Source organism: Streptomyces sp. NPDC053426 (assembly GCF_055585405.1).
Genome location: NZ_JBVJKE010000003.1, coordinates 13,347 through 39,594 on the forward strand (window position 1 = coordinate 13,347; position 26,248 = coordinate 39,594).

General features: G+C 71.6%; 20 protein-coding genes, 6 tRNA genes and 1 riboswitch. Of the genes, 12 read left to right on the forward strand and 14 right to left on the reverse strand.

Annotated features, from left to right (window positions below; all coding sequences use genetic code 11):
• The first annotated feature begins 131 nt into the window (after positions 1-131).
• Positions 132-986 (forward strand): tRNA (guanosine(46)-N7)-methyltransferase TrmB, encoded by an 855-nt coding sequence (gene trmB / locus ACZ62B_RS06950; protein WP_468721054.1) that lies wholly within the window; start codon positions 132-134, stop codon positions 984-986.
• Positions 987-1,015: 29 nt separating this feature from the next.
• Positions 1,016-2,359: a PrsW family intramembrane metalloprotease gene (locus ACZ62B_RS06955; RefSeq protein ID WP_468721056.1), complete on the forward strand. Its 1,344-nt coding sequence runs from the start codon at positions 1,016-1,018 to the stop codon at positions 2,357-2,359.
• A gap of 91 nt (positions 2,360-2,450) precedes the next feature.
• On the opposite strand, the gene ACZ62B_RS06960 is transcribed toward ACZ62B_RS06955, so the two are convergent.
• The 5 genes from ACZ62B_RS06960 to ACZ62B_RS06980 all read right to left on the reverse strand — a co-directional run bounded on the left by ACZ62B_RS06960 (position 2,451) and on the right by ACZ62B_RS06980 (position 7,023).
• The gene (locus ACZ62B_RS06960) at positions 2,451-3,470 is read right to left on the reverse strand and encodes a M23 family metallopeptidase (RefSeq protein WP_344556120.1); all 1,020 of its coding nucleotides are present in this window, start codon (positions 3,468-3,470) and stop codon (positions 2,451-2,453) included.
• A gap of 12 nt (positions 3,471-3,482) precedes the next feature.
• Positions 3,483-3,640: riboswitch (cyclic di-AMP (ydaO/yuaA leader) on the reverse strand.
• A 331-nt stretch (positions 3,641-3,971) separates the two neighbouring features.
• Positions 3,972-4,045 (reverse strand) — tRNA-Met (locus ACZ62B_RS06965).
• 63 nt (positions 4,046-4,108) lie between these two features.
• Positions 4,109-5,242, reverse strand: coding sequence for a dihydrofolate reductase family protein (locus tag ACZ62B_RS06970; protein ID WP_468721058.1), 1,134 nt, complete (start codon positions 5,240-5,242; stop codon positions 4,109-4,111).
• A 44-nt stretch (positions 5,243-5,286) separates the two neighbouring features.
• Entirely contained in the window at positions 5,287-5,946 is a 660-nt protein-coding gene (locus ACZ62B_RS06975) for a response regulator transcription factor (protein WP_344556122.1), read from the reverse strand.
• Positions 5,947-5,976: 30 nt separating this feature from the next.
• Positions 5,977-7,023, reverse strand: coding sequence for a HAMP domain-containing sensor histidine kinase (locus tag ACZ62B_RS06980; protein ID WP_468721060.1), 1,047 nt, complete (start codon positions 7,021-7,023; stop codon positions 5,977-5,979).
• A gap of 417 nt (positions 7,024-7,440) precedes the next feature.
• Between ACZ62B_RS06980 and ACZ62B_RS06985 the strand changes: the two genes are divergently transcribed.
• Entirely contained in the window at positions 7,441-7,713 is a 273-nt protein-coding gene (locus ACZ62B_RS06985) for a DUF3040 domain-containing protein (protein ID WP_073933456.1), read from the forward strand.
• 77 nt (positions 7,714-7,790) lie between these two features.
• On the opposite strand, the gene ACZ62B_RS06990 is transcribed toward ACZ62B_RS06985, so the two are convergent.
• The 4 genes from ACZ62B_RS06990 to ACZ62B_RS07005 all read right to left on the reverse strand — a co-directional run bounded on the left by ACZ62B_RS06990 (position 7,791) and on the right by ACZ62B_RS07005 (position 11,362).
• Positions 7,791-7,863, reverse strand: a tRNA-Lys gene (locus ACZ62B_RS06990).
• A gap of 153 nt (positions 7,864-8,016) precedes the next feature.
• Positions 8,017-10,131: a DEAD/DEAH box helicase gene (locus ACZ62B_RS06995; protein ID WP_469689393.1), complete on the reverse strand. Its 2,115-nt coding sequence runs from the start codon at positions 10,129-10,131 to the stop codon at positions 8,017-8,019.
• A gap of 252 nt (positions 10,132-10,383) precedes the next feature.
• A complete protein-coding gene (locus ACZ62B_RS07000; RefSeq protein WP_469689394.1) occupies positions 10,384-10,926 on the reverse strand; it encodes a hypothetical protein in 543 nt (180 codons plus the stop codon).
• Positions 10,927-11,011: 85 nt separating this feature from the next.
• Complete coding sequence (locus ACZ62B_RS07005; protein WP_159534388.1) at positions 11,012-11,362, reverse strand: metallopeptidase family protein; 351 nt, start codon at positions 11,360-11,362, stop codon at positions 11,012-11,014.
• A gap of 84 nt (positions 11,363-11,446) precedes the next feature.
• On the opposite strand from ACZ62B_RS07005, the gene ACZ62B_RS07010 reads away from it, so the two are divergent.
• From ACZ62B_RS07010 to ACZ62B_RS07040, 7 genes are all read left to right on the forward strand, one after another.
• The gene (locus ACZ62B_RS07010; protein ID WP_469689395.1) at positions 11,447-13,045 is read left to right on the forward strand and encodes a metallophosphoesterase family protein; all 1,599 of its coding nucleotides are present in this window, start codon (positions 11,447-11,449) and stop codon (positions 13,043-13,045) included.
• An 80-nt stretch (positions 13,046-13,125) separates the two neighbouring features.
• Positions 13,126-13,198: transfer RNA gene (locus tag ACZ62B_RS07015), tRNA-Glu, on the forward strand.
• A gap of 37 nt (positions 13,199-13,235) precedes the next feature.
• Positions 13,236-13,310: transfer RNA gene (locus tag ACZ62B_RS07020), tRNA-Asp, on the forward strand.
• Between the two features lie 24 nt (positions 13,311-13,334).
• Positions 13,335-13,408 (forward strand) — tRNA-Phe (locus tag ACZ62B_RS07025).
• 149 nt (positions 13,409-13,557) lie between these two features.
• Positions 13,558-17,538 carry an ATP-dependent RNA helicase HrpA gene (gene hrpA, locus ACZ62B_RS07030; RefSeq protein ID WP_344556135.1) on the forward strand — a complete coding sequence of 1,327 codons (3,981 nt, stop codon included), beginning with the start codon at positions 13,558-13,560 and terminating at the stop codon, positions 17,536-17,538.
• A gap of 93 nt (positions 17,539-17,631) precedes the next feature.
• Positions 17,632-17,706 (forward strand) — tRNA-Asp (locus ACZ62B_RS07035).
• Positions 17,707-18,506: 800 nt separating this feature from the next.
• On the forward strand, positions 18,507-18,692 hold the full coding sequence (locus ACZ62B_RS07040; protein ID WP_344556136.1) for a DUF6274 family protein: 186 nt from the start codon (positions 18,507-18,509) through the stop codon (positions 18,690-18,692).
• A 437-nt stretch (positions 18,693-19,129) separates the two neighbouring features.
• Here the strand turns inward: ACZ62B_RS07040 and bldC are convergent, their stop codons facing one another.
• Together bldC and ACZ62B_RS07050 are read right to left on the reverse strand one after the other, a co-directional pair.
• On the reverse strand, positions 19,130-19,336 hold the full coding sequence (bldC, locus tag ACZ62B_RS07045; RefSeq protein ID WP_003949541.1) for a developmental transcriptional regulator BldC: 207 nt from the start codon (positions 19,334-19,336) through the stop codon (positions 19,130-19,132).
• A gap of 539 nt (positions 19,337-19,875) precedes the next feature.
• Positions 19,876-20,718: a DUF8083 family protein gene (locus tag ACZ62B_RS07050; RefSeq protein WP_469689396.1), complete on the reverse strand. Its 843-nt coding sequence runs from the start codon at positions 20,716-20,718 to the stop codon at positions 19,876-19,878.
• Positions 20,719-20,938: 220 nt separating this feature from the next.
• Here ACZ62B_RS07050 and ACZ62B_RS07055 point away from each other — a divergent pair, with 220 nt between their 5' ends.
• Positions 20,939-22,027, forward strand: coding sequence for a Leu/Phe/Val dehydrogenase (locus tag ACZ62B_RS07055; RefSeq protein ID WP_344556139.1), 1,089 nt, complete (start codon positions 20,939-20,941; stop codon positions 22,025-22,027).
• Between the two features lie 318 nt (positions 22,028-22,345).
• Positions 22,346-22,594, forward strand: a complete 249-nt coding sequence (locus ACZ62B_RS07060; RefSeq protein WP_073933448.1) for a DUF3073 domain-containing protein — start codon at positions 22,346-22,348, stop codon at positions 22,592-22,594.
• A gap of 131 nt (positions 22,595-22,725) precedes the next feature.
• On the opposite strand, the gene purM is transcribed toward ACZ62B_RS07060, so the two are convergent.
• The 3 genes from purM to ACZ62B_RS07075 form a co-directional block, all read right to left on the reverse strand.
• A complete protein-coding gene (gene purM, locus ACZ62B_RS07065; RefSeq protein ID WP_344556142.1) occupies positions 22,726-23,793 on the reverse strand; it encodes a phosphoribosylformylglycinamidine cyclo-ligase in 1,068 nt (355 codons plus the stop codon).
• Positions 23,794-23,826: 33 nt separating this feature from the next.
• The gene (gene purF / locus ACZ62B_RS07070) at positions 23,827-25,353 is read right to left on the reverse strand and encodes an amidophosphoribosyltransferase (protein ID WP_073933446.1); all 1,527 of its coding nucleotides are present in this window, start codon (positions 25,351-25,353) and stop codon (positions 23,827-23,829) included.
• A 62-nt stretch (positions 25,354-25,415) separates the two neighbouring features.
• Complete coding sequence (locus ACZ62B_RS07075) at positions 25,416-26,201, reverse strand: META domain-containing protein (protein ID WP_344556145.1); 786 nt, start codon at positions 26,199-26,201, stop codon at positions 25,416-25,418.
• Positions 26,202-26,248: the final 47 nt, after the last annotated feature.

Below are 26,248 nucleotides of genomic sequence, written 5' to 3' on the forward strand. Positions count from 1 at the left end.
GAACCGCGACCTGGCCGGCGCACAGCGCCCACGGCACGCGGCCGCCCGCCGGCCCCGCCGGCCCCGCGAGAGCCGCCCCCGGGATTCCGTTCCGGGGCTCGGTGCGCGGGCCCCGTAAAATCGGAGGCACTGTGTCTGACACCGTTAACGCTTCCGAAGCCCTTCGTCCCGCCCCCGGCCAGGACTCGCCGCACACGCCCGGAGTGCCGGTCCGGCACACCCGGGCCAAGGGGGAGCCCCGGTTCCCCGACGGACCGAAGGCCGATCCCGCCGGGTCGCACTTCGAGCGGCGGATCCGGAGCTTCCAGCCGCGGCGCAGCCGGGTGACCGCCGGGCAGGCGGACGCCCTGCAGCGGCTGTGGCCCGCCTGGGGCTTCGACATCGACGGCAGCCGGCGGCTCGACCTCGCGGAGTTCTTCGGCAACGACAACCCGGTCGTCCTGGAGATCGGCTTCGGCATGGGCGAGGCGACCGCGCGGATGGCCGCCGCCGACCCGGCCACCAACATCCTCGCCGTGGACGTCCACACCCCCGGCCAGGGCAATCTGCTCAACCTCGCCGACCAGCTGGGGCTGACCAACGTACGGGTCGGCAACGGTGACGCGATCATCCTGCTGCGCGAGATGCTCGCCCCCGGCTCGCTCGGCGGGCTGCGCGTGTACTTCCCCGACCCCTGGCCGAAGAAGCGGCACCACAAGCGGCGGCTGATCCAGCCGGAGTTCCTCACCCTCGCCGCGACCCGCCTCGCGCCGGGGGCGGTGCTGCACTGCGCCACCGACTGGGAGCCGTACGCGGAGCAGATGCTCCAGGTGCTCACCGAGCACCCCGGCTTCGAGAACACGCGGCCGGACGGCGGTTTCGCGCCGCGTCCGGCCTTCCGGCCGCTCACCCGTTTCGAGGGGCAGGGACTGGAGAAGGGTCATGTCGTGAACGACGTGCTCTTCCGCCGCGTACCGCGGGACGAGCAGGCAGCAGACCGAGCCTGATACAGCCCCGCCTCGTGAGGGTCGATCCCGTGGCCACCAGTCCCCCGCACCCGACGCCTCCCGGCGGAGCGCCGCGGCACGCGCACTGGTGGCAGCGCCCCTGGGTGCGGTACGGCGCGCTGATCACGCTGCTCGCCCTGTCCGGTCTCGTCATCCTCGCGCTGGTGCGCGAGCAGACCGGGACGCGGGGGTTCCTGGTCGGGCTCGGCCTCGCCGTCCTGCCCGTGCCGCTGCTCGTCGCCGCCTTCCGGTGGCTGGACCGGGTCGAGCCGGGACCCTGGCGGAACCTGCTGTTCTCCTTCGCCTGGGGTGCCTGCGCGGCGGCGCTGATGGCGATCGTCGCGAACAGTTTCGCCACCCGGTGGATAGCGACGGCGACCGCCGACCCGACCGGCGCCGACACCCTCGGCTCGACCGTCATAGCGCCGGTGGTGGAGGAGTCCGCGAAGGCCGCGGCCGTCCTGCTGGTGTTCCTGTTCCGCAGACGCGACTTCACCGGGATCATCGACGGCGTGGTGATAGCCGGGGTCACCGCCACCGGCTTCGCGTTCACCGAGAACATCCTCTACCTCGGCACCGCCTTCGGCACCGACCAGCTCACCGGCGACAGCGGCATCGCCTCGGTCACCGCGGCGACCTTCTTCGTCCGCGTCGTGATGTCGCCGTTCGCGCATCCGCTGTTCACCGTGCTCACCGGGATCGGCTTCGGCATCGCCGCGCTGTCCACGGACCGGCAGCGGGCCCGGCGCGTGCTGCCGCCGCTCGGCGGGCTGCTCCTCGCGATGGGCGTGCACGCGCTGTGGAACGGCTCCTCGGCGCTCGGCCAGTACGGCTTCCTCGCGGTGTACGCGGCGTTCATGGTGCCGGCGTTCGGTCTGCTGACCTGGCTGGCGGTGTGGACGCGGCAGCGGGAGCTGCGGACCGTACGGGCGGAGCTGCCGGCGTACGTGGCCGCCGGGTGGCTCAACGCGGCGGAGCCGTTCGCACTGGGCTCGATGCGGGCGCGGCGCGTCGCCCGGCGGTACGCGCGCCGCCACGGCGGGAGGGCGGCGGCACGATCGGTCGCCGCGTACGAGGCGTACGCGACGTCGCTGGCGTTCCTGCGGCACCGGGGGCGGCTCGGACGGGCGGGGACGGACTTCATCACGCGGGAACGCGAGCTGCTGCTGGAGCTGTGGCACCGGCGGTCAGCGGCCCGGCCCGCCCTGGAGCACGCGGCCCGCGCGACCGCGCCCCGGGTTCCGGTCGCCGCGGCACCGTGGGCGGGGTACGGCTGGTACGGCGCGTACGGCGGCTACGGGCATCCACCGCACGGACAGCCGCCGTACGGGTACCCGTACACCACGCACGACCCGAACGCCCGCCGGTCCTGACGGCCCCGCACCGCCCCCGAGAACACCCGACCGGCAGCCCTGACGTCGGGGGGTCGTCGTCGGGACTGCCGGGGTTCGGAAGCGGTGGGGCTCAGGGGGTGAGGCCCTTGCTCTGCAGCCACGCCATCGGGTCGATGCCCGAGCCGGAGCCGCCGGAGTGGACCTCCAGGTGGAGGTGGGCGCCGGTGGAGTTGCCGGTGGAGCCGACGCGGCCGATCACATCGCCGGTGTTGACCTTCTGGCCGACGCTGACGCTGATGGAGGACTGGTGGGCGTACCAGACCTCGGTGCCGTCGTCGAGCGTGAGCACGGTCTTGTAGCCGTAGGAGCCGTCCCAGCCGGCGGAGGTGATCGTGCCGGTGTGGACCGCCTTGATCAGCGTGCCCGTGGGGGCGGCGAAGTCGAGGCCGGTGTGGTAGCCGGAGGACCAGTAGGCGCCGGCCTGGCCGAAGGTCGAGGAGAGGGTGTACGAGGAGGTCGGCAGCGCGTACTGCTTGGCCAGCTCGGCGAGGCGCTCGGCCTCGGCCTTCTTCGCGGCCTCCTCCTCCGCCTTCTTCTTGGCGGCCTCGGCCTTGGCCTCGGCCTCCTTCTCCGCCTTGGCCGCGGCCTCGGCGGCCTGCTTCTCGGCGGCGGCGACGGCCTCGGCGGCGGCCTTGGTCTCGGCCTGGCTCTGCTGCTGCTCGACCTGGGCCATGATCCGGGTGCGCAGCGCCTCACCGGCGCCGGCGGTGCCCTGCTCGGTGTCGGCGGCGGTCATGGCGAGGGTGCTGAGGGGGGTGGACGATCCCTTGGGGGTTTCCTCGTCGGAGATGAGGGAACCCACGTTGGGGAGGTCGGGCATGGAGATCGAGACCGGCGGCTTGCCGGTCTGGGCGCTGGCCATGCCGCCGGCGCCGACGGCCGCTATGACGCCGACGCCCAGGACGGTGGAGCTGCGGGCGAGTCCTCCGCCGCGCTGCTTGGAGACGCGATGCCGGCCACGTACAGGGCGAAGGGACTCCGCGGTGGGGTTCCACTCCTCGAAGGGGCCCTCGTCGGTGCGGCCGGCGCCGTAGGCGACGGTGTCGCTCGGCTTGAACGGGGCCTCGGGGGCAGGCGGGTTGGACGCCACGTGGGCGCGCTCCTTTCCTTCCGTCTTCGCCTACCGGGTTAGCTGACGGGTTCGGAGCGGGAAGGTCTCCTACGCGCGTATACGAGCCGTGTTGCCACGGCGGTATCCACGCGATTCACCCCATGGTGGTGGTTCCCCGGTTCCCTTGCGGGATTCGGCGCGTGCGCACGGAGCCGCCTTCTGTGACGGCTGGGACGACCGCGCTGCGTTATCGAACGTTAATAGACGCGAGGGCCGGATTCCAAGCCGTTCCTCTTGATCGTTAACGATTTCCGGGGGGACTTAAGCTCCACGAGCGGCCAAAAACGGGCGAGTTGACCGCTCCTCAGGTCGCCTCGCGTGGCGGGTGGTTTCTGACGGTGTGTCAGTTGTTATGCGCTGCGGGGTGGATCGCTCACGTTGAGTGAGAACGGGGAATGGGTGAGGAACGGGCGGGGAGCGGATGGGGAGCGGAAAACACCGAGGGCCGGAATCCTTTGGATTCCGGCCCTCGGCCTTCAGTAGCGGGGACAGGATTTGAACCTGCGACCTCTGGGTTATGAGCCCAGCGAGCTACCGAGCTGCTCCACCCCGCGTCGGTAGGACCAGTGTACGCCATCAGCGGGACATGGCGCACACCCATTACCGGCGGCCCGGTCTCAGCGGCCGAACAGATGAGCGTTGGGTGCCTTGGCGCGGTCCTCGTGCTCCGGCAGGACGACCACGGTGGCGCCCCCGTCCGCCAGCACGCCGCTGCCGTCGGCGCCCGCCACGAACGTGTCCGGCTCGCGCCAGGCCGTGACCACCCGCCGTACCCCCGCGTCCAGGATCAGCCGGGCGCAGGGCGCGGGCCGGGACGCGCGGCGGGAGCAGGGCTCCAGGCTGGAGTACACGGTGGCGGTGACGAGCCGGGGGTCCGTGGGGTCGGTCTTGGCGAGCGCGGCCTCCTCCGCGTGCACCACCGGGTCGGCGCCCTCCCGGGAGTGGCCGCGCGCCAGCTCCGTACCGTCGGCGGCCACCACGACCGCGCCCACGCTGAACGCCGTCTCCGAGGGCGGGCACTCGGCGGCCAGCTCGCAGGCGAGGGCCAGCCAGTGGTGGTCGGCGGCGGAGGGCAGCGGGCCTGTGCCGGGGGCGGTGGGCTCGTAGCGCGTCAGGACGACGTCGCCGACCGGGCGGGTCTCGACCATCCGCAGCCGTCCGCCCTGGTAGGCGCCGGGGCCGAAGAGACGGGGGGCCTTGGGATCGCCGACGAACAGCGGGGCGAGGACCAGCTGGAGCTCGTCGGCCAGCCCCTCGGTGAGGAGCTGCGTGTGGACCGTGCCGCCGCCCTCGACCATGAGCCGCCGCACCCCGCGCTCGGCGTGCAGGTGCTCCAGCAGCCGCCGCCAGTCGAGCTCGGCGCCGAGCGGGACGACGTCGGCGGCGAGACCGAGGGCGTGGGCGCGCTCGGCGCCCCGGTCGGTCGTGCAGAGGACCTTCTCGCCGCCGGTGTGCCAGAACCGGGCCGCCGGGTCCAGGTCGCCGGAGCCGCTGACGGTGACCTTGAGCGGGTACTCGGCCCGGCCCGCGGCGAGGCGGGCGGCGCGCCGCTCGGGCGAGTTGACCAGCAGCCTGGGGTTGTCGGCGCGGATCGTGCCGGCGCCGACCAGGATGGCGTCCACGGACGCCCGTACCTCGTCGACCCGGTCGAAGTCGGCCGGGCCGGACAGCAGCAGCCGCTCGGGGCCGGTGTCGTCCAGGTAGCCGTCGAGGGAGACGGCGGCGGACAGCAGGACGTACGGGTGCGGCATCGGCGTACTCCGGGTGGGGCAGGTGTGGGGGTCCAGTCTGCCGGTCAGGGCTCGATCAGCCCCACGCGGATGGCGTACCGGGTGAGTTCCAGGCGGTCCCTCAGGCCGAGCTTGGCCAGCAGGTTGGCGCGGTGCCGCTCCACGGTCTTGGGGCTGATGACGAGGAGAGTGGCGATCTGCTGCGAGGTGTGGCCCTCGGCGACCAGCTTCAGGATCTCCTCCTCGCGGTCGGTGATCGCCTTGGCCGGCAGGGTGCGGCCCTCCCGCGCGAGATCGAGGTAGTTGTGGATGAGGGCGTTGACGGCGCCGGGGTAGAGGAACGGCTCGCCGCGCACGGTGGCGCGGCAGGCCTCGACGAGGTCGCGGTCGGCGACGGACTTCAGGACGTAGCCCGAGGCCCCGGCGGCGAGCGCCTCGAAGAAGAACTGCTCGTTGTCGTACATGGTGAGGATGAGGATGCGGGTCCCCGGCAGGGTGCGGGAGAGCTCGCGGGCCGCCTGGAGACCGGTGCGGCGGGGCATCGCGATGTCCAGGACGGCAAGGTCGGGGCGGTGCTCACGGGCCTGTTCGAGGGCTTCGGCACCGTCGGCGGCCTCGGCGACGACGGTCAGGTCCGGTTCGCCGTCGAGGATGAGGCGAACCCCCCGGCGGACCAGCGCGTGGTCGTCGGCGAGCAGGATGCGGGTGGGGGCCGGGTCGGTCATGTTCCAGCGTTTCCGGTCGAGGGGCGTCGGTCACGGGGGCGGCGGGGCGTGCGCGGACTTTCGTACGAGGGCGGGCGCGGACTCCCGTACGGGAGCGGGCGCGGCTTCCCGTACGGGGACGAGGGCGTGTGCGGGGAAACGGGCGGGGACGGGGACGGCCAGGCGTACCTCGGTGCCGCCGTCGGCGGCGCGGTCCACGGTCAGCCGGGCGCCGACGAGCAGGGCGCGCTCCCGCATCCCGCGGATGCCGGCGCCCTCCGGGGCGACGCCGATGCCGCGGCCGTCGTCACGGACGCGGAGCTCCACACCGCCGGGCGCGCGGCGCAGGGCGAGCTCGGCGCGGCGGGCCCGGGCGTGGCGGGCGGCGTTGGTGAGGCCTTCCTGGGCGACCCGGTAGATGACCAGCTCCGACTCCCGGTCCAGCTCGGGCAGGTCCCCGTCGAGGCGGTGCCGGACGCTCAGACCGGGCCCGCCGAACTCGGTGGCGAGGGCCTTGAGCGCGCTGGCCAGCCCCAGCTCGTCCAGCACGCCGGGGCGCAGCCGGCGGGCGATGCGCCGGATCTCCTCCAGGCCGGCCCGGGTGGTCTCCTGCACCTGGCGCAGCTCCTCGCCCAGGCCGGGCGGGGCGTGGTCGGCGGCGCGCTTGAGCTGGAGCAGGACGGCGGTGAGGGACTGGCCGACCTCGTCGTGCAGCTCACGGGCGACGCGCCGGCGCTCGGACTCCTGCGCGGACAGGACGCGGGCGCTGCTCGTGGCGCGCTCGTCCTCCAGCCGGTCCAGCATGGTGTTGAACGTGGCGATCAGCTCGGCGATCTCGCCCCGCCCGCCGACCGCCGGGCGGTGTCCCGGGCGGAGCAGGTCCGTCGTCGTCATCGCGCGGGTCAGGCGCTGCAGCGGGGCGAGACCCACGCGGAGCAGCAGCGCGTTGGCGACGATCATGGCGGCCAGCCCCACCGTGAGGACCGCGGCCTCGGTGAGCAGGACCGGCGTGGACACCGTGACGGGCCCCAGCAGCAGGGCCGTGGCCGCGATGAGCACGACGGCGTTCAGCAGGAAGATCCGCCAGAACAGGGGCACCCCGTACCGCCTCCTCGCCGTCGGCCGCTCGCCGTGGGCTCCCGGTGCGGGGGAGCCGACGGCCCGCGGACCGGGGGCGCGGCGCGGGCCGTCCTGTCCAGCGTGTGCGCCGGGCGGGCTCCCGCGCCATCGGTGACAGCCCCCATTTTCCCCCGGGACCACGACCGGCCGGACGGTCCGCGTAGGCGGTGGCACCCGGGGCGGATGGGGCCCGCGACGGATGGCCGCGGGCGGTGGCGGTGGGCGACGCTGGAGTCTTCCGCACCGGGCGGGTGACGGCATCGGCACAGGGGCAAACTCCTTTGTACCGGGCCGAGTTCGCGGCAGGCCGACGGTTCACCCGCTTACACCCCGGCGTCACGGAGCGATGGCCGCCGGCGGTGTCACCGGGCGGCCGCCCCCTGGGAAGGAGGAGCCGTGCCCCAGTCCGACGACGAGCGCCTGGTCGACCTCGCGGCCCGTCTCGAACACGAGGACCCCCGTTTCGTCCGCTCACTCTCCGAGGGCCGTCCGGCCCGCCCCCGCGAGTACCGGCGCACGAGCGCCTGGTGCGCGCTGGCCGTCGGGGTGACCATGCTCGCCGCGGGCATCGTCGTCCCCGACGGCCTCCTCATCGCGGCGGGCCTGGTCCTCACCGGGATCGCCGTGCAGCTCCTCGACCCGAACCGGGACGAGCGCCCCGCGAAATGACACGGCGCCCGAGCCGGCCGAAGCCGGTCCGAGCGCCGCGCAGCAGGTCGGAGGCGATGTGCCGCTCCTGCGAGAAGTAGGCCCTGTGGGACTCGAACCCACAACCAATGGATTAAAAGTCCACTGCTCTGCCAATTGAGCTAAGGGCCCCTGGCGATGTTGCCTCCCCGAGCATAGCCGGACATGGCCGGGACTCCGATCGGGTATCGCGCAGGCGGGTCCGGACGTGTCCCGCGCGGAACGCGGGAGGGCCCGCACGACGGGTGTCGTGCGGGCCCTCCCGGTCGGCTCGATGAGCCCGTGTCAGCCGTTGCGCTTCCAGCGCGGCTTGTCGTCGCGGCGGCCGAAGGAGCCGCCGCGGTGGTCGTCACGACGGCCGTACGGGCGGTCGTGGGAGCCGGAGTGGAAACCGGGGCGGTCGCCCTGGCGGTCGCGGTTGAACGGACGGTCGCTGCCGCGGTGGCCGCCACGGTCGTCACGGCGGAAGCCGCCACGCTCGCCGCGGTCACGGTCGCGGTTGAAACCGCCGCGGTCGTCACGGCGCTCGAAGGAACGCCCACCACGGTCGTCACGACGCTCGTCGCGGCGGAAGCCGCCACGGTCGTCACGACGGTCACCACGGTCACGGTTGAAGCCACCGCGGTCGTCACGGCGCTCGAAGGAACGGCCGCCGCGGTCGTCACGACGGTCGAAGGAACGCCCACCACGGTCGTCACGACGCTCGTCGCGGCGGAAGCCGCCACGGTCGTCACGACGGTCACCACGGTCACGGTTGAAACCGCCGCGGTCGTCACGGCGCTCGAAGGAACGCCCACCACGGTCGTCACGACGGTCGTCGCGGCGGAAGCCGCCACGGTCGTCACGACGGTCGTCCCTGCGCTCGCGCCGCTCGTACGGTGCCGAAGCCTCCGTACGCTCCACGCGCTCGGTCCGCTCGACGTCCCGCGCGGTCGGCTGCTCCGGCAGCGAGACCTCGGCCTCGGCCGCCTCGGCGGCCACCGTCTCGACGTCCTCGCCCCGCTCGCGCGCGACCCGGGCCAGCAGGCGGTCGGCCTCGTCGCGCAGCTCGGAGGCGCGGCGCTGGGCGCGCTCCAGCTCCTTGGTGAGCTGGGCGACCTCGCGCTCGGCCTGCTGCGCCGCGTTGCCCGCGGACTCGGCCTGCACCTCGGTCATGGACCGGGCGCCGGTGATCTCGGCGACCTCGGGGTCGAAGGCGGCGCCGCCCTGGATGATGTGGCGCGTGGCGTCGACGCCCGCGTCCTCCATCAGCCGGAAGATCTGGCGGCGCTGGTGCGGCAGCGACAGGGAGACGACGGTGCCGGTGCGGCCGGCGCGCGCCGTGCGGCCCGCGCGGTGCAGGTAGTCCTTGTGGTCGCCGGCCGGGTCCACGTTGAGGACCAGGTCGATGCCGTCGACGTGGATGCCGCGCGCGGCGACGTCGGTGGCGACCAGGACGTTGACGTAGCCGTCCTTGAAGTCGGCCAGGGTGCGGGTGCGCGCGCCCTGGGTCATGCCGCCGTGCAGCGCGTCCGCCTTCACGCCCGCGTCGCGGAGCTGCTCGGCGACGCGGTCGGCGCCGAGCTGGGTGCGGACGAAGATGATGGTGCGGCCCTTGCGGGAGGCGATGGCCGCGGTGACCGGCGCCTTGTCCTTGGGCTTCACGACGAGGATGTGGTGCGACATGGTCGTCACCGCGCCCTGCGCCGCGTCGACCTCGTGGCTGACCGGGTTGTTCAGGTACCGGTCGACGAGGGTCTTGATCTCGTTCTCCATGGTGGCGGAGAACAGCATCCGCTGGCCGCCGGCCGGGACCTGGTCGAGCAGCTCGGTGACCTCGGGCAGGAAGCCCAGGTCGGACATCTGGTCGGCCTCGTCGAGGACCGCGATCTGCACGTTCTCCAGGGAGCAGGCGCCGCGGTTGATGATGTCGCGCAGCCGGCCCGGGGTGGCGACCAGGATGTCGACGCCCTTCTCCAGGGCGTAGATCTGGTTGCCCATGGAGGTACCGCCGCAGACGACCTTCATGCGCAGGCCGACGACGTCACCGTACGGCTGGAGCGCGTCGGCGACCTGCATGGCCAGTTCGCGCGTCGGCGTCAGGATGACGGCGCGCGGCTTGTGCTTCTCGGTGCGGCCGCCGGCCAGCGTGGCCAGGGTCGGCAGACCGAAGGAGAGGGTCTTGCCGGAGCCGGTGCGGCCACGGCCGAGGATGTCCTTGCCGGCCAGGGCGTCCGGGATGGTCGCGGCCTGGATCGGGAAGGGGGTGGTCACGCCGTTCTGCGCGAGCTTGCGCACGACGCCCTCGGGCAGGCCGAGGTCGGCGAAGGTGGTCTCGGGGGCCGCCTCGGGGGCGGGGGTGATGTCGGTGTCCTCGGTGTTCTCGGGCACGACGACGTGATCAGTACTGGCGATGGGCATACGAATGCGAAACCTTCCGGAGTCTCTTCGGCACGCGCCCGTCAACTCCGTGATTCGCAGTTCGCAATTACGACCGCCTCGATGCGGTCCACCACGGCAAGGGAGAGAGTACGCGCCACACGGCGCGCTCTGCAGTGGCGCCGGGCAAATAGGATCAAACGATCTGCCACCATACGCACCCGGCACCCCCAATAGCAAATCGGCAGGTGAGAGCGGGGTCCGGCGGGCGGGGAAGCGCTGGAGAGGAGGGCTTTAGACCGGCGCCCCCGCTTCCGGCGCCGGCTCCCGCTGCGCCAACTGCGTCCCGGGCGGCTGGTGCGCCGACGAGGACGGCTCCGCCTGCGTCGGCTCCGGTGTGACCGACGGCTCGGGCGGCGTCGGCGAGGGCTGCGGGTCGGGCGTGCGCGAGGGCTCCGGGGGGACGGGGGCGTCGTCCGGGGTCGGCTCCGCGGGCCCGTCCGGCTCGTCGTCGGCCGGCGCGGACCGGCTCGCCCCCGCGGACGGCGAGGCCCCGGCGGACGCCGCCTTCCCGGCCTTGCCCTTCTTCCCCCGGCCCTTGTGCCCCTCGCCCTCGCCGTCCCCGCGCGCCCCGCCGGCCGACGCGGCGCCGTACCCGGCACCGCCGCCCGACACCGTGGCGCCCCCGTCCGGCGCCTCACCGCCCGGCCTCTCCGCGGAGTGCGACGGCCCGCCGCTCCCGCCCGCACCGTCCTCACCCACACTCATGCAGCCGGCGGCAGCGGCGACGGCCACGGCCGTGGCGGCCAGGCGGACGGGTACGTACAAGCGGCGCACGGGGCCACCTCCGGTTGGAGTACAGGGTCAACAACCCCAACTCCCGCCACCCGCAAGAAGACACGCGCAGGGCCTCGTGTACGGCCTATCCGTAGCCGAGCGCGTGCAGGCGGGCGTCGTCGATGCCGAAGTGGTGGGCGATCTCGTGCACCACCGTGATCTCCGTCTCGGCGACGACGTCCTCCCGGGACTCGCACATCCGCAGCGTCGGCCCCCGGTAGATGGTGATCCGGTCCGGCAGCACCCCCGCGTACCACTCGCCCCGCTCCGTCAGCGGAGTCCCCTCGTACAGCCCGAGCAGCTCCGGATCGTCCGCCGGCGGCTCGTCCTCCACGAACACCGCGACGTTGTCCATCAGTCGCGTCAGCTCCGGCGGGATCCGGTCCAGCGCCTCGGCGACCAGCTCCTCGAACATCTCGCGCGTCATCTCCAGCACGAAGCCATTGTCGGGTACGAGCCGTCCGTACGAGTTGCGTACGGCACCCGCATATCCGGCCACCGACTTGGGCATACGGGACCAATGGCCCGCGTCCCCTCCGCCGTCCTGAACGCCCTCCACCGCCTTCCACGGGTCCCGCGGGCCCGCCCCCGCCGCCGGCGCTCACTCCGGCCCACCACCGCGACGCTCACCCTCGCCCCGCAGCCGCGGCCCTGGACGCGCGCGGCCGGTCTCGTCGCCGTGGTCGTCCTCGGTGCCTGGCTCGGCCTGCTGATCGTCGGCAACGTCCGGGTCCCCGTGGGTCCCATGAACACCACCATGACCCTGCGCCCCTCCGTCACCGGCGGCACGAAGATCAACATCTCCCCGCTGGGCGCCCTCCAGCTCGACAGCCACATCGCCCCCGTCCGCCTGGACGTCAACGTCGACCAGCTCGACCCCGAACGCTCCCAGGCCCTCGTCGACCACCCGGAGCGCCTCTCCGGCCTCCAGGACGAGGTCACCGAGGACATCGCCCACGGCACCGCCGACCTCGCCGTGCGCTCCTGCGTCGCCGTGGTCACCGGCGCCACCGCCCTCGGCCTCGCCGTCTACCGCCGCCCCCGCCGCGCCCTCGCCGCCGGCGGCCTCGCCCTCGGCCTGCTGGCCGCGTCCGGCGGCACGGCGTACGCCACCTGGAACCCCGACTCCGTCCTGGAGCCCAAGTTCTCCGGGCTGCTCTCCTCCGCCCCGTCCCTGGTCGGCGACGCGCGCAGCATCGTCACCGAGTTCGACGTCTACCAGAAGGAGCTGGCGCGCCTGGTCACCAACGTGACCAAGCTGTACGACGCCACCTCCACCCTCCCCGCCTACCAGCCGGACCCGACCACCCTCCGCGTGCTGCACGTCTCCGACATCCACCTCAACCCGGCGAGCTGGAAGATCATCGCCTCGCTGGTGGAGCAGTACCGGGTGGACGTGATCGTCGACTCGGGCGACACGATGGACCACGGCACCGCCGCCGAGAACGGCTTCCTGGACCCCATCGAGGACCTGGGCGCCCCCTACGTCTGGGTCCGCGGCAACCACGACTCGCTGGTCACCCAGCGCTACCTCGAAGGCCTGAAGAACGTCCACGTCCTCGACGACGGCAGGGCGAAGACCGTCGCCGGGCTGCGCTTCGCCGGCATCGGGGATCCGCAGTTCACCCCCGACCGCTCGAAGAGGACCGGGGCGGAACAGTCCCAGGAGCTGGCGGGTGCCCGGCTCGCCTCCGCCCTGCGCGACCAGCGGACCGCCGGCACCCCGGTGGACGTGGCGGTCGCCCACGAGCCGTCGGCGGCGCGCGAGGTCGACGGCACCGTGCCGCTGGTGCTGGCCGGGCACATCCACCGCGAGGAGACGGAGGTCATGAAGTACGGCACCCGGCTGCGCGTCGAGGGCTCCACCGGCGGCAGCGGCCTGCGCGCGATCGAGGGGAAGTACCCGGACCCGATCGAGACGTCGATCCTCTACTTCGACCGCGACACCCGCCGCCTCCAGGCCTGGGACTCCATCGAACTGGGCGGCCTCGGCCTGACCACGGCGGAGGTCAGCCGCCACCTCCCGAAGGAGAACCAGCCGGGCGCGACCACCTCGCCGTCCCCCTCCTCCGGCTCCTCCGGGACCCCCTCGGCCACCCCCTCGACGCCCTCGCCGTAAACCGTTTTGGCGAACGCTCCCGACAGCACGTATGCTTCTCACGTCCCCGACGCGCTGAGAAGCGCCCAGGCGGGCCGATAGCCCTCATCGTCTAGCGGCCTAGGACGCCGCCCTTTCAAGGCGGTAGCACGGGTTCGAATCCCGTTGGGGGCACGCACCACCCTGTGCGACACTGTCGTACGACACGCTTGGTCCTGTGGAGCAGTTTGGAGTGCTCGCCACCCTGTCAAGGTGGAGGCCGCGGGTTCAAATCCCGTCAGGACCGCTGGTGTTTCACGCGAAACACCTCGGCTGGGTAGCTCAGTTGGTACGAGCGATCGCCTGAAAAGCGATAGGTCGCCGGTTCGACCCCGGCCCCAGCCACAGCAAAGGCCCCGATCATCGATCGGGGCCTTGTTGTGTGTCCCCTCACACGGGTCCTCGCGCATGTGCCCCGCACGGGGGACCCCGTCCATGTGCCCCGGCAAAATCATTGGCCGCGAATTTTCGCGGGATGAGATCCTGGAGTCCGTATGTCTACGCACTCTGCCCCCGCTCTCGGCTCCCTCGCCTCCCGCCTCACCGAGCTGTCGCTGCGCGACGCGCACCGGCTCGGGCGCAGGCTCGAAGGCGCACGCAAGATCCGCAAGCCGGAGGCCCGCGCCGCCGTGCTCGCCGAGATCGAGGCGGAGGTCGCCGGGTCCGAGGAGCGGATGGCCGGGCGGCGCGCCCGGGTGCCCGCGGTCACGTACCCCGAGCAGCTCCCCGTCAGCCAGAAGAAGGACGCGATCGCCGAGGCGATCCGCGATCACCAGGTGGTGATCGTCGCGGGTGAGACCGGGTCCGGCAAGACCACGCAGATCCCGAAGATCTGCATGGAGCTGGGCCGGGGCGTCCGGGGCATGATCGGGCACACGCAGCCCCGCCGTATCGCCGCGCGCACGGTCGCGGAGCGGGTGGCGGAGGAGCTGGACACGCCGCTGGGCGAGGCCGTCGGCTGGAAGGTCCGCTTCACCGACCAGGTGAACCCGGACGCCACCTTCGTCAAGCTGATGACGGACGGCATCCTGCTCGCGGAGATCCAGACCGACCGCGAGCTGCGCGCCTACGACACGATCATCATCGACGAGGCGCACGAGCGGTCGCTGAACATCGACTTCCTGCTCGGCTACCTGGCACAGCTGCTGCCGAAGCGGCCGGACCTCAAGGTCGTCATCACGTCCGCGACCATCGACCCGGAGCGTTTCTCCCGGCATTTCGGGGACGCGCCGATCATCGAGGTCAGCGGGCGCACGTATCCGGTGGAGGTGCGGTACCGGCCGCTCCTCGAGGAGGACTCCGACGACGCCGACCGCGATCAGATCACCGCGATCACGGACGCCGTCGAGGAGCTGATGGCGGAGGGGCCCGGCGATGTCCTGGTGTTCCTCTCCGGTGAGCGGGAGATCCGGGACACGGCGGACGCGCTGACGAAGAAGCGGTACCGGTCGACCGAGGTGCTGCCGCTGTACGCCCGGCTGTCGCACGCCGAGCAGCACCGGGTGTTCCAGCAGCACAGCGGTCGCCGGATCGTGCTGGCGACGAACGTGGCCGAGACGTCCCTGACCGTGCCGGGCATCAAGTACGTCATCGATCCCGGGTTCGCCCGCATCTCCCGCTACAGCCACCGCACCAAGGTGCAGCGGCTGCCGATCGAGCCGGTCTCGCAGGCCAGCGCCAACCAGCGCAAGGGCCGCTGCGGCCGTACGTCGGACGGCATCTGCATCCGGCTGTACAGCGAGGACGACTTCCTGGCCCGGCCGGAGTTCACGGACGCGGAGATCCTGCGCACCAACCTCGCCTCGGTCATCCTGCAGATGACGGCGGCCGGCCTGGGTGAGATCGAGAAGTTCCCGTTCATCGACCCGCCGGACCACCGCAACATCCGCGACGGCGTGCAGCTGCTCCAGGAGCTGGGCGCGCTGGACGCGGCGCAGAAGGACCCGCGCAAGCGGCTGACGCAGACCGGGCGGAAGCTGGCGCAGCTTCCGGTGGACCCGCGGCTGGCGCGCATGGTGCTGGAGGCGGACAAGAACGGCTGTGTCCGCGAGGTGATGGTCATCGCCGCCGCGCTGTCCATCCAGGACCCGCGGGAGCGGCCCGCCGACAAGCAGACGCAGGCCGACCAGCAGCACGCCCGGTTCCGGGACGAGTCCAGCGACTTCCTCGCGTATCTGAACCTGTGGCGGTACGTCCGCGAGCAGCAGAAGGAGCGCGGCTCGTCGTCGTTCCGCCGGATGTGCAAGCAGGAGTACCTGAACTTCCTGCGGATCCGCGAGTGGCAGGACATCTACACGCAGTTGCGCACGGTCGCCAAGCAGATGGGCATCCACCTCAACGAGGAGGACGCCCCCGACGACCGCATCCACGTCTCCCTGCTGGCCGGTCTGCTGTCGCACATCGGCATGAAGGACGTGAAGGAGTCCAAGGACTCCGGTCCGGGCACCGGCCGCAAGGACGGCGGACGCAACGAGTACCTGGGCGCGCGGAACGCCAAGTTCGCGATCTTCCCGGGCTCGGCGCTCTTCAAGAAGCCGCCGCGGTTCGTGATGTCGGCCGAGCTGGTGGAGACGTCCCGGCTGTGGGCGCGGGTCAACGCGAAGATCGAACCGGAGTGGGTGGAGCCGCTCGCGGAGCACCTGCTCAAGCGCACGTACAGCGAGCCGCACTGGGAGAAGGACCAGGCGGCCGTGATGGCGTACGAGAAGGTCACGCTGTACGGCGTGCCGATCGTGGCGCAGCGGAAGGTGAACTACGGCCGGATCGACCCGGAGGTCTCGCGCGAGCTGTTCATCCGCAACGCGCTGGTCGAGGGCGACTGGCGGACGCACCACAAGTTCTACGCCGACAACCGGAAGCTGCTGACCGAGGTCGAGGAGCTGGAACACCGGGCGCGGCGCCGGGACATCCTGGTCGACGACGAGACCCTGTTCGACTTCTACGAGCAGCGGATCCCCGAACACGTGGTGTCGGGGGCGCACTTCGACTCGTGGTGGAAGCACAAGCGGCACGAGCAGCCGGACTTCCTCGACTTCGAGCGGGAGATGCTGATCCGCGAGTCGGCGGAGGCGGTCACCAAGGCCGACTACCCCGACTCGTGGCGGCAGGGGCCGCTGAAGTTCCGGGTGACGTACCAGTTCGAGCCGGGTGCGGACGCGGACGGTGTGACGGTCCACGTTCCGCTCCAGGTGCTGAACCAGGTGACGGACGAGGGCTTCGACTGGCAGATCCCGGGGCTGCGCGAGGAGGTCGTCACGGAGCTGATCCGGTCGCTCCCCAAGCCGATCCGGCGGAACTACGTGCCGGCGCCGAACTACGCGAAGGCGTTCCTGGAGCGGGCGGTGCCCCTGCAGGAGCCGCTCACGGTGACGATGGCCCGTGAGCTGAAGCGGATGGTCGGGGTGCCGTTCGAGGCGGAGGACTTCGACTGGTCCCGGGTTCCGGACCATCTGAAGGTGACGTTCCGGATCGTCGACGAGCGGCGCCGCAAGGTCGCCGAGGACAAGGACCTGGAGGCGCTCAAGCTCCAGTTGCGGCCGAAGGCCCGCAAGGCGCTGTCGCAGGCGGCCGCCGCCACGGCGCAGCGCCAGGGCGGCGAGTCGCTGGAGCGCAAGGGGCTGACGGACTGGACGATCGGCTCGCTGACCCGTGTGTTCGAGACGCGCCGGGCCGGTCAGCCGGTGAAGGCGTATCCGGCGCTGGTCGACGACGGCGACACGGTGTCGGTGCGGTTGTTCGACACGGAGGCCGAGCAGGCGGAGGCGATGTGGAAGGGCACGCGCCGGCTGATCCTGCTGGGGATTCCGGTGAACCCCGCGAAGTTCGCGTCCGAGAAGCTGACGAACGCGCAGAAGCTGGCGCTGTCCGCGAATCCGCACGGCTCGGTGCAGGCCCTGTTCGACGACTGCGCGATGGCGGCGGCGGACCGGCTGATCGCCGACTTCGGCGGGCCGGCGTGGGACGAGGAGTCGTTCCGGAAGCTGTTCGACAAGGTCCGCGCGGAGATCGTCGACACGACGGTCCGCGCGGTGGGCCAGGTGCAGCAGGTGCTGGCGGCGTGGCAGGCCTGTGAGCGCCGTCTGAAGGGCGTACGGAGCCCCGCGCTGCTGCCCAACCTCCAGGACGTACGGGGGCAGCTGGACGGGCTCGTACGGCCCGGTTTCGTGACGGAGGCGGGGCTGCGGCGGCTGCCGGACCTGATGCGCTACCTGGTGGCCGCGGACCGGCGCCTGCAGCAGATGCCCTCGAACGTGCAGCGGGACAGCACGCGCATGGCGAAGGTCCACGAGATGCGGGACGAGTACGCGTGGCTGCTGGAGCAGTTGCCGCAGGGGCGGCCGGTGCCGCGGCAGGTGCTGGACATCCGCTGGATGATCGAGGAGCTGCGGGTCAGCTATTTCGCCCACGCGCTCGGCACGGCGTACCCCGTGTCGGACAAGCGGATCGTGAAGGCGATCGACGCGGCCGTACCGTAACGGCACCCGCACACAGGGTGAGTTCGACCAGGAGGCTCCACCTCCTGTACAGTCCTTCTCGCAGCGCAACGCAGGAATCGCGCCGCGAAACCTGGTCCTGTGGAGCAGTTTGGAGTGCTCGCCACCCTGTCAAGGTGGAGGCCGCGGGTTCAAATCCCGTCAGGACCGCAACAACCGGAAGGCCCGCATCCCACAAGGGACGCGGGCCTTCCGCACGAGCACCCCGACCGAGGCCGCGCCCCGCGACGGAGCCGCGATCGGACACAGCAAATCCCGTCAGGACCGCCACCCCCACAAAACCCACACCCCTCAAGGGACGCGTGCCTTCCGCACGAGCACCCCGACCGAGGCCGCGCCCCGCGGCGAAGCCGCGATCAAACACAGCAAATCCCGTCAGGACCGCCCTACGCGCAAGGCCCGCACCCGCCAAGCACCCCCGGGCTTCCCCCACGAGGACACATACGCGCCCTGTGGCAAAGCCGCGATCGGACACAGCAAATCCCGTCAGGACCGCCACCCCCACAAAACCCACACCCCGCAGGGGACGCCGGCCTTCCGCATGAGCACCCCCGACCGAAGCCGCGACCAAACACAGCAAATCCCCTCAGGGCCGCCACCCCCACAAAACCCACACCCCCCGAGGACCCACGCGTCCCAAGGGCCCACGCACCTCCCCTATGAGTGCGCCGCCCCGGCCGGAGTCGTGAGCGGGCGCGGCGGGTCCCTCCGGGGCCGTCCTGCGCGCGAGGCCCGCGCCCACGAGGGGTGCGCATGCGCGCTCCGCATGTGAGCCCGCCGCCCCGCGCGGGGACACGCGCCCTCCGCATGACAGGCGCCCGGGTCCGAGGAGCCGGGCTCCCGCCACGCGTGCGGGGCGCCGTGCGCCCCCTGCCGTCTTGACGGGGTCGTCGTCCCTCGGTACTCCAGGAGGCAGGGCACGACTCCGTGTTGCCCCTCGGAGGTGGCGCATGACGACATCGGCCAGGCACGAGACACGGGCGTTGCTCCGTGCGCATCTGGCGGCCGCGTCGTCGTACCGGCACCTCACCCGGCACTGCCCGATCTGCCACCACCTCCTGCGCCTGGCGATGGACGCCCCGGACGCCTCCCGGCCGGCCGGGGAACAACCCGGCCCCAACGCCCGTTCCCTCTAGCGCATATGCCACAGGCTCAACAAGCCAACCGGTATGTGACGGGTGTCACCGTATGAGTTTCAAGAAGTGCAGTACTTACACCTCTCCTACAACAGGTCAATTTAATATGTGCAATTGCACCACTCGGAGAGGTCCGCGCCGGCCGGCACACAGGTGATCCCCCACCCGTCCCCAGAGTCCGACAAGCCCGCGCACAGAGCGCTCCCGGGGGCCTGTCAGGACCGGACCGGCCCCCTCACGAGCGCACAAAAAAGATCGCGCCGGACTCGGCGGAGTCCAGCGCGATCGACGACGCACCCTTGTTCAGTTGCCTGGAAAGCTCTGATCAGCTTGGGCGAGGGGCCTGTTGGGGCAGTCCCCGCGTCGCTTGGAGCCAGGGTTCCCGGGCGTCTCGGCCGGTGGGGGACCAGCCGGTACCGCCCGGTTCATGCGGTGGTTCAGGCCTCGCTGCGCTGCTGCGGAATGCCCGCGAGCAGTGCGCGGACCTCGGCTTCGCGGTAGCGGCGGTGCCCACCGAGCGTGCGGATCGACGTGAGCTTGCCTGCCTTCGCCCAGCGCGTGACCGTCTTCGGGTCGACGCGGAACATGGTGGCGACCTCAGCCGGGGTCAGCAGCGGCTCGGCATCAGGGGTGCGAGCGGTCATGAGCGGCCTCCTCGGGAGAACCGAACCTTCTCGGTTCTTTCCTCTAAATTCTGCACCTTGACCCGCGTTGCCCGAAATGGCGGACGCGAGTCGAGTCGGTTATAGGACGAACGGCTTGTCCTCGGCACTACAACTACACCATCTGTCCAGCCACGTCGGCCAAACCGATGGAATTGCCCTCCCAGGTGTTCATCAGCCGCGGAAGCCGATGGACCATGCCATAGCGGACAGTCACGCCACTGTGACGATCAGTCACAGCAGCGATCAGGAGTCACCGGACCCCCCAAAGCGTGCATTACCGAGAATCCGCCCATAGTTGAGCACAGCAGGACGGAAGAGTCCTCCCCGGACTCCTTGTCCTATTTTGGCATGAGGGTGGGCAAGGGGCGCAAGGGCCACGTAAGTGCGGTCCGTCACGCTTGACGCGCTTGGGACATACGCCCGGATCGGCCTCTACGTCCGTTGTCGGGCCCGCGCTGACGGAACCTCAGACTCCTCAGGGCGAAGACAAAACCCCAAGAACGGCGTTTGGTCAAACGTCAGTTCGCCGAACGCAGGTCGCGGACCGACCGCCAGCGCTCCACGAGGCGCCCGTAGGCCGCCCCGGCGCCCTCCCCGTCACCGCGCCGCAGCGCCGCGATCCCTTCGGCCACGTCCGCCGCCGAGTGGTCGTCCTCGAGCGTGCCGGCCGGCAGGGCGTGCACCAGTCCGCCGTAGTCCAGTTCGACCAGCGAGCGCGGGTGGAACTCCTCCAGCCAGCGCCCGACGTCCACGAGGCCGTCGATCAGCAGGCTCTCGTCCACGGCGTCCCTGAGCGCCCGCAGCCCCCGCGCCACCCGCCGGCGGGCCTGGACCATCGGGGTCCGGTAGCGCAGGACGGGCTCCTCGCCGGCGGCCCCCTTGACGTACTCCCGCTCGTCGTCCGCGAACAGCACGAACCAGTTGATCGGCACCTGCCAGGTCGCGGTGCGGATCCACGGCCGGGCGTCGGGGTGGCCGGCCAGCCAGCGCTCGTAGTCCCGGGTCGCCTGGTGCCGTACGACCGGGGGCAGGAGCGCGTCCAGGACCGGCAGCGGGAACTCCTCGGCGAGCTCGCCCAGGGCCTGCCAGCCGCGCAGCCGGGTGCGCCAGGGGCAGACGCAGACCACGCCGTCGGCCTCGAGCACGAACGCGTCGTCGCTCTCGTGCACCGGCACCGGCACCGGCGGGGTGGGCGCCAGGTCGGCCAGGGACCGGCGGAGCTCGTCCTGGCAGGAGGGGCGGTCGGGGCGGCGGGCGTAACGGGCCCAGTGACCGCGTTCCGGCTCCGGGAAGGCGGCCAGCGGTTCGTACACGCGCAAGTAGGTCGCGTAGGGGACGATCACCGAGGACACCTTGGGCACGCCTGCTCCCTCCCCCGAAGGCCGTCGCGAAAACCTGCCGGACCCCCGCCCGGACGGGTGGGAAACCCCCGCAAACCGTCGCACGGCGGTACTCCGGACGGAGGTGATCCGCGACACGGTGCCTCCGACCGGCGCGTAAGGATCTAATCTCGTGCCACGGTCCCCGCCACCTCTACGGGAGCCGGCCCCACCCGCCGCTACTTACTCAGGAGTCACCACAGTGACCGACGTATCTGACGGCGTCCTGCACACCCTGTTCCGTTCGGACCAGGGGGGCCACGAGCAAGTCGTGCTCTGTCAGGACCGCGCCACCGGCCTCAAGGCCGTCATCGCCATCCACTCCACCGCGCTGGGCCCCGCCCTCGGCGGTACGCGCTTCTACCCGTACGCCTCCGAGGAGGAGGCCGTCGCCGACGCGCTGAACCTCGCGCGCGGGATGTCGTACAAGAACGCCATGGCCGGGCTCGACCACGGCGGCGGCAAGGCCGTGATCATCGGCGACCCGGAGCAGATCAAGAGCGAGGAGCTGCTGCTGGCCTACGGCCGGTTCGTCGCCTCGCTCGGCGGCCGGTACGTCACCGCCTGCGACGTCGGCACCTACGTCGCCGACATGGACGTCGTGGCCCGCGAGTGCCGCTGGACCACCGGCCGCTCCCCGGAGAACGGCGGCGCGGGCGACTCGTCCGTGCTCACCTCCTTCGGCGTCTACCAGGGCATGCGGGCCGCCGCCCAGCACCTGTGGGGCGACCCCTCGCTGCGCGACCGCAAGGTCGGTGTCGCGGGTGTCGGCAAGGTCGGCCACCACCTGGTGGAGCACCTGCGCGCCGAGGGCGCCGAGGTCGTGATCACCGATGTGCGCGAGGCCGCCGTGCGGCGGATCCTCGACCGGCACCCCCAGGGCGTGTCGGCCGTCGCCGACACCGAGGCGCTGATCCGCACCGAGGGCCTGGACATCTACGCCCCGTGCGCGCTCGGCGGGGCGCTGAACGACGACAGCGTGCCGGTGCTGACCGCCAAGGTGGTCTGCGGCGCCGCCAACAACCAGCTCGCCCATCCGGGTGTGGAGAAGGACCTCGCCGACCGCGGGATCCTCTACGCGCCCGACTACGTGGTGAACGCCGGCGGTGTCATCCAGGTCGCCGACGAGCTGCACGGCTTCGACTTCGACCGGTGCAAGGCGAAGGCGTCGAAGATCTTCGACACCACGCTGGCCATATTCGCGCGTGCGAAGGAGGACGGGATTCCGCCGGCCGCCGCGGCCGACCGGATCGCCGAGCAGCGGATGGCGGAGGCGCGCCCGGCGCGATGAGGTGCGCGCGGGCGGCCCGGCTCGGGCCGCCCCCGTACGGGTGAGCGGTACCCGCCGGGGGGCACTTGGAGAGAACTCTCACTTCTCCCGGCGGGTCGACCGCCGATAAGTGGTTAAAATCGCGATTGACCTGCGAGGACGGGGTACCTCGAAGGTCCTGGGCGCGGGCACGTCATGCGGGCGACGTACCGTATGGGCGCGGGCTCAGGTACCGTGGAAGCCCTACGGACCGGTCTCTCCGCGGAGAGTCCGTTCTGGACCATGAACGCGTGTCAAGACTCTGGGGCCGTCGAGCCCCGTCGTTGAGGGGGTCGAGCCATGGGGCGCGGCCGGGCCAAGGCCAAGCAGACGAAGGTCGCCCGCCAGCTGAAGTACAACAGCGGTGGGACTGATCTCTCACGCCTGGCCGAGGAGCTGGGCGCATCGCCGTCGAACCAGCCACCGAACGGTGAGCATTTCGAGGACGATGAGCAAGACGACGACCTGTACGCACGGTACGCCGACCTCTATGAGGACGACGACGAGGACGAGGACGGCCCGTCCTCGCAACAGCGTCGCGGCGCTTGACCTTGCGCTGAACAGCTGGACACCAGCCCGGTCGGTGACTCCGGTCACCGACCGGGTTTAGTGCTGCCTCCGCGGCCCTGAGCGCCTGGTGTGCCGCCCGCACGTTCACCGCGCGGGCGGCGCACCGTCGCTCACTTCGCGTAGTCACCGACGAGGGCAGCGCCCGTGGTGTGCTCGCCGCGGTCGGTGATCCCACCGGCCACCCAGGCGTCCACCCCGCGGTCGGCCAGCGTCGCCAGCGCCACGTCGACGGACTCCTGCGGCACGATCGCGATCATGCCGACGCCCATGTTCAGCGTCTTCTCCAGCTCCAGCCGCTCGACCGAACCGGTCCGGCCGACCAGGTCGAACACCGGTGCGGGCGTCCAGGTGGAGCGGTCCACGGTCGCGTGCAGTCCGTCGGGGATCACGCGGGCCAGGTTGGCCGCGAGTCCGCCGCCGGTGACGTGGCTGAAGGCGTGCACCTCGGTGGTGCGGATCAGCGCCAGGCAGTCCAGCGAGTAGATCTTGGTGGGCTCCAGGAGCTCCTCGCCGAGGGTGCGGCCCAGCTCGTCGATCCGGGCGTCCAGGGCGAGCCCGGCCCGCTCCAGCAGCACGTGGCGGACGAGGGAGTAGCCGTTGGAGTGAAGCCCGGAGGACGCCATGGCGATCACCGCGTCACCCGTACGGATGCGGTCCGCGCCGAGCAGCCGGTCGGCCTCCACGACGCCCGTACCGGCCCCGGCGACGTCGAAGTCGTCCGGACCCAGCAGACCGGGGTGTTCGGCCGTCTCACCGCCGACCAGGGCGCATCCGGCCAGCACACAGCCCTCCGCGATGCCCTTGACGACGGCGGCGACGCGCTCGGGGTGGACCTTGCCGACGCAGATGTAGTCGGTCATGAACAGCGGCTCGGCGCCGCACACCACGATGTCGTCCATGACCATGGCGACCAGGTCGTGGCCGATGGTGTCGTAGACGCCCAGCTGCCGCGCGATGTCGACCTTGGTGCCGACGCCGTCGGTGGCGGAGGCGAGCAGGGGCCGCTCGTAGTTCTTCAGGGCGGAGGCGTCGAAGAGGCCGGCGAAGCCGCCGAGGCCGCCGAGGACCTCGGGGCGCCGCGTCTTCCTCACCCACTCCTTCATCAGCTCGACCGCGCGGTCGCCCGCCTCGATGTCGACGCCCGCCGCTGCGTAGCTGGCACCAGTGTTCTGGGACATGACTGTGAGAGCTTTCGTGTCGTCCGTCAGGGCTTACGGGCGGCGGATCGCGTCGACCGAGGCCGGGGCGGCGGTGCCGGCGGCCAGCTCTGTCTCCAGCAGCTGCTTGCCGAGGAGCTCCGGGTCGGGCAGCTCCATCGGGTACTCGCCGTCGAAGCAGGCGCGGCACAGGTTCGGCTTGGCGATGGTGGTCGCCTCGATCATGCCGTCGATGGAGATGTACGCCAGGGAGTCGGCGCCCAGCGAGGTGCCGATCTCGTCGATCGTCATGCCGTTGGCGATGAGCTCCGCGCGGGTGGCGAAGTCGATGCCGAAGAAGCAGGGCCACTTCACGGGCGGCGAGGAGATCCGGATGTGGACCTCGGCGGCGCCCGCCTCACGGAGCATCCGGACCAGGGCCCGCTGGGTGTTGCCGCGCACGATCGAGTCGTCGACGACGACCAGGCGCTTGCCCTTGATGACTTCCTTGAGCGGGTTCAGCTTCAGGCGGATGCCGAGCTGCCGGATGGTCTGCGAGGGCTGGATGAACGTACGTCCGACGTACGCGTTCTTGACCAGTCCCGCGCCGAAGGGGATGCCGGACGCCTCCGCGTAGCCGATGGCGGCCGGGGTGCCGGACTCCGGGGTCGGTATGACCAGGTCGGCCTCGGCCGGGGCCTCCGCGGCGAGGCGGCGGCCCATCTCGACGCGCGAGAGGTACACGTTCCGGCCGGCGATGTCGGTGTCCGGGCGGGCCAGGTACACGTACTCGAAGACACAGCCCTTGGGCTTCGCTTCCGCGAATCGGGAGGTGCGCAGCCCGTTCTGGTCGATGGCGACGAACTCGCCCGGCTCGATCTCGCGCACGAAGCTCGCGCCGCAGATGTCGAGGGCGGCGGACTCGGAGGCGACCACCCAGCCGCGCTCGAGCCGGCCGAGGACCAGCGGGCGGATGCCCTGCGGGTCGCGGGCCGCGTACAGGGTGTTCTCGTCCATGAAGACGAGGCTGAAGGCGCCCCTGACCTTCGGGAGGACCACGTGCGCGGCCTGCTCCACGGTCACCGGTTCGCCGTCGGCGGCGCGCTGGCCGGCCAGCAGGGCGGTGATCAGGTCGGTGTCGTTGGTGGCCGCCACCTTGGGCGCGCGGCCGTTCTCCTTGGGGAGTTCGGCGACCATCTCGGCGAGCTGCGCCGTGTTGACCAGGTTGCCGTTGTGGCCGAGCGCGATGGATCCGTGCGCGGTGGCGCGGAACGTCGGCTGGGCGTTCTCCCACACGGAGGCACCGGTGGTCGAGTAGCGGGCGTGTCCGACCGCGATATGACCCTGGAGCGAACCGAGCGAGGTCTCGTCGAAGACCTGGGAGACCAGGCCCATGTCCTTGAAGACGAGGATCTGGGAGCCGTTGCTGACCGCGATACCCGCGGATTCCTGGCCCCGATGCTGGAGGGCGTAGAGCCCGAAGTACGTGAGCTTGGCGACCTCTTCACCCGGAGCCCAGACACCGAAGACGCCACAAGCGTCCTGGGGGCCCTTCTCACCGGGGAGCAGGTCGTGGTTGAGTCGTCCGTCACCACGTGGCACGCCACCGAGTGTAGGCGAGGCCGGCCGCTGGTCCGAATGCGGGATACGGCCCCGGCCGTGGGTCACCGCTGTGCGACGGCCCGCACACTGGTGCCGTTTTCGCTGGTCAGCGTGAGGGTTCGGCCTTCGATCCGGTAGTCCGCGGTGCCGTTGAACAGCTTTGTCAGCGCCTTCTCGCCGTCCATGAGTGAGTCTTCGCACATCATTCGGGTCAGCCTGGGCACGCCGAGCGTGATACGGCCGTCGCGCACGGTGGCGTCGGCGTTCACGTGGTTGCAGCCGAGGCGGCCGGAGACGGTGCCCTCCTCCTGGTCGAAGGTGAGGTGGGCGCGGCCGTCGACGGCGGGGGTGGTGACGGTCCACTCGGTGCCGTACAGCGGGGTGGCCCCGGCCCCGCTGAGGCGGACGGTGTCGCCGGACCCGGTGGTGAGGGTGAGCCGGCCGTCGTTCACGTCGGTCCTCAGGGCGCCGTCGCCGAGGGTGGCGGCGAGGGTGCTTTCGAGGTCCATGACCTGTTCGTCGCAGGCCCGCAGGGTGGTCTCCCGGTCGCCGAGCCGGATGCGGTCGCCCTCGAAGGTGACCCGGCCCTTGAACAGGTTGCAGCCGTAGTCGCCCTCGACGCCGCCGTCGTCGTCGAGGGTGAGGTGCGCGCCGTCGGGGGCGCGGTGGGTGGTGCCGTCGACGGTGACGCTGTCGATGGTCCAGCGGACGCCGGTGACCGGGTCCTCAGCCCGCGCGGCGCCGCTGCCGGCGCCCGCCTTCTCGCTGCCACAGGCCGCCGCGAGCGGGACGACGAGCACGGCGAGGGCCGTCAGGGTCATGCGCTGCTGGTGCTTCTGCCTGTACATGCCGATTCGACGAGGGCGGGGAGCAGGCGGTTCCCCTCCCGTCCCGG

What these genes read in the sequence shown, in the direction of transcription:
- ACZ62B_RS07040 (WP_344556136.1), top strand. Translation starts at nt 18,507, where the DNA reads ATGACGACATCGGCCAGGCACGAGACACGGGCGTTGCTCCGTGCGCAT.
- ACZ62B_RS06995 (WP_469689393.1), bottom strand. Translation starts at nt 10,131, where the DNA reads ATGCCCATCGCCAGTACTGATCACGTCGTCGTGCCCGAGAACACCGAG.
- ACZ62B_RS07010 (WP_469689395.1), top strand. Translation starts at nt 11,447, where the DNA reads ATGGCCCGCGTCCCCTCCGCCGTCCTGAACGCCCTCCACCGCCTTCCA.
- hrpA (WP_344556135.1), top strand. Translation starts at nt 13,558, where the DNA reads ATGTCTACGCACTCTGCCCCCGCTCTCGGCTCCCTCGCCTCCCGCCTC.
- ACZ62B_RS07060 (WP_073933448.1), top strand. Translation starts at nt 22,346, where the DNA reads ATGGGGCGCGGCCGGGCCAAGGCCAAGCAGACGAAGGTCGCCCGCCAG.
- ACZ62B_RS06970 (WP_468721058.1), bottom strand. Translation starts at nt 5,242, where the DNA reads ATGCCGCACCCGTACGTCCTGCTGTCCGCCGCCGTCTCCCTCGACGGC.
- ACZ62B_RS07075 (WP_344556145.1), bottom strand. Translation starts at nt 26,201, where the DNA reads ATGTACAGGCAGAAGCACCAGCAGCGCATGACCCTGACGGCCCTCGCC.
- bldC (WP_003949541.1), bottom strand. Translation starts at nt 19,336, where the DNA reads ATGACCGCTCGCACCCCTGATGCCGAGCCGCTGCTGACCCCGGCTGAG.
- ACZ62B_RS06975 (WP_344556122.1), bottom strand. Translation starts at nt 5,946, where the DNA reads ATGACCGACCCGGCCCCCACCCGCATCCTGCTCGCCGACGACCACGCG.
- purM (WP_344556142.1), bottom strand. Translation starts at nt 23,793, where the DNA reads ATGTCCCAGAACACTGGTGCCAGCTACGCAGCGGCGGGCGTCGACATC.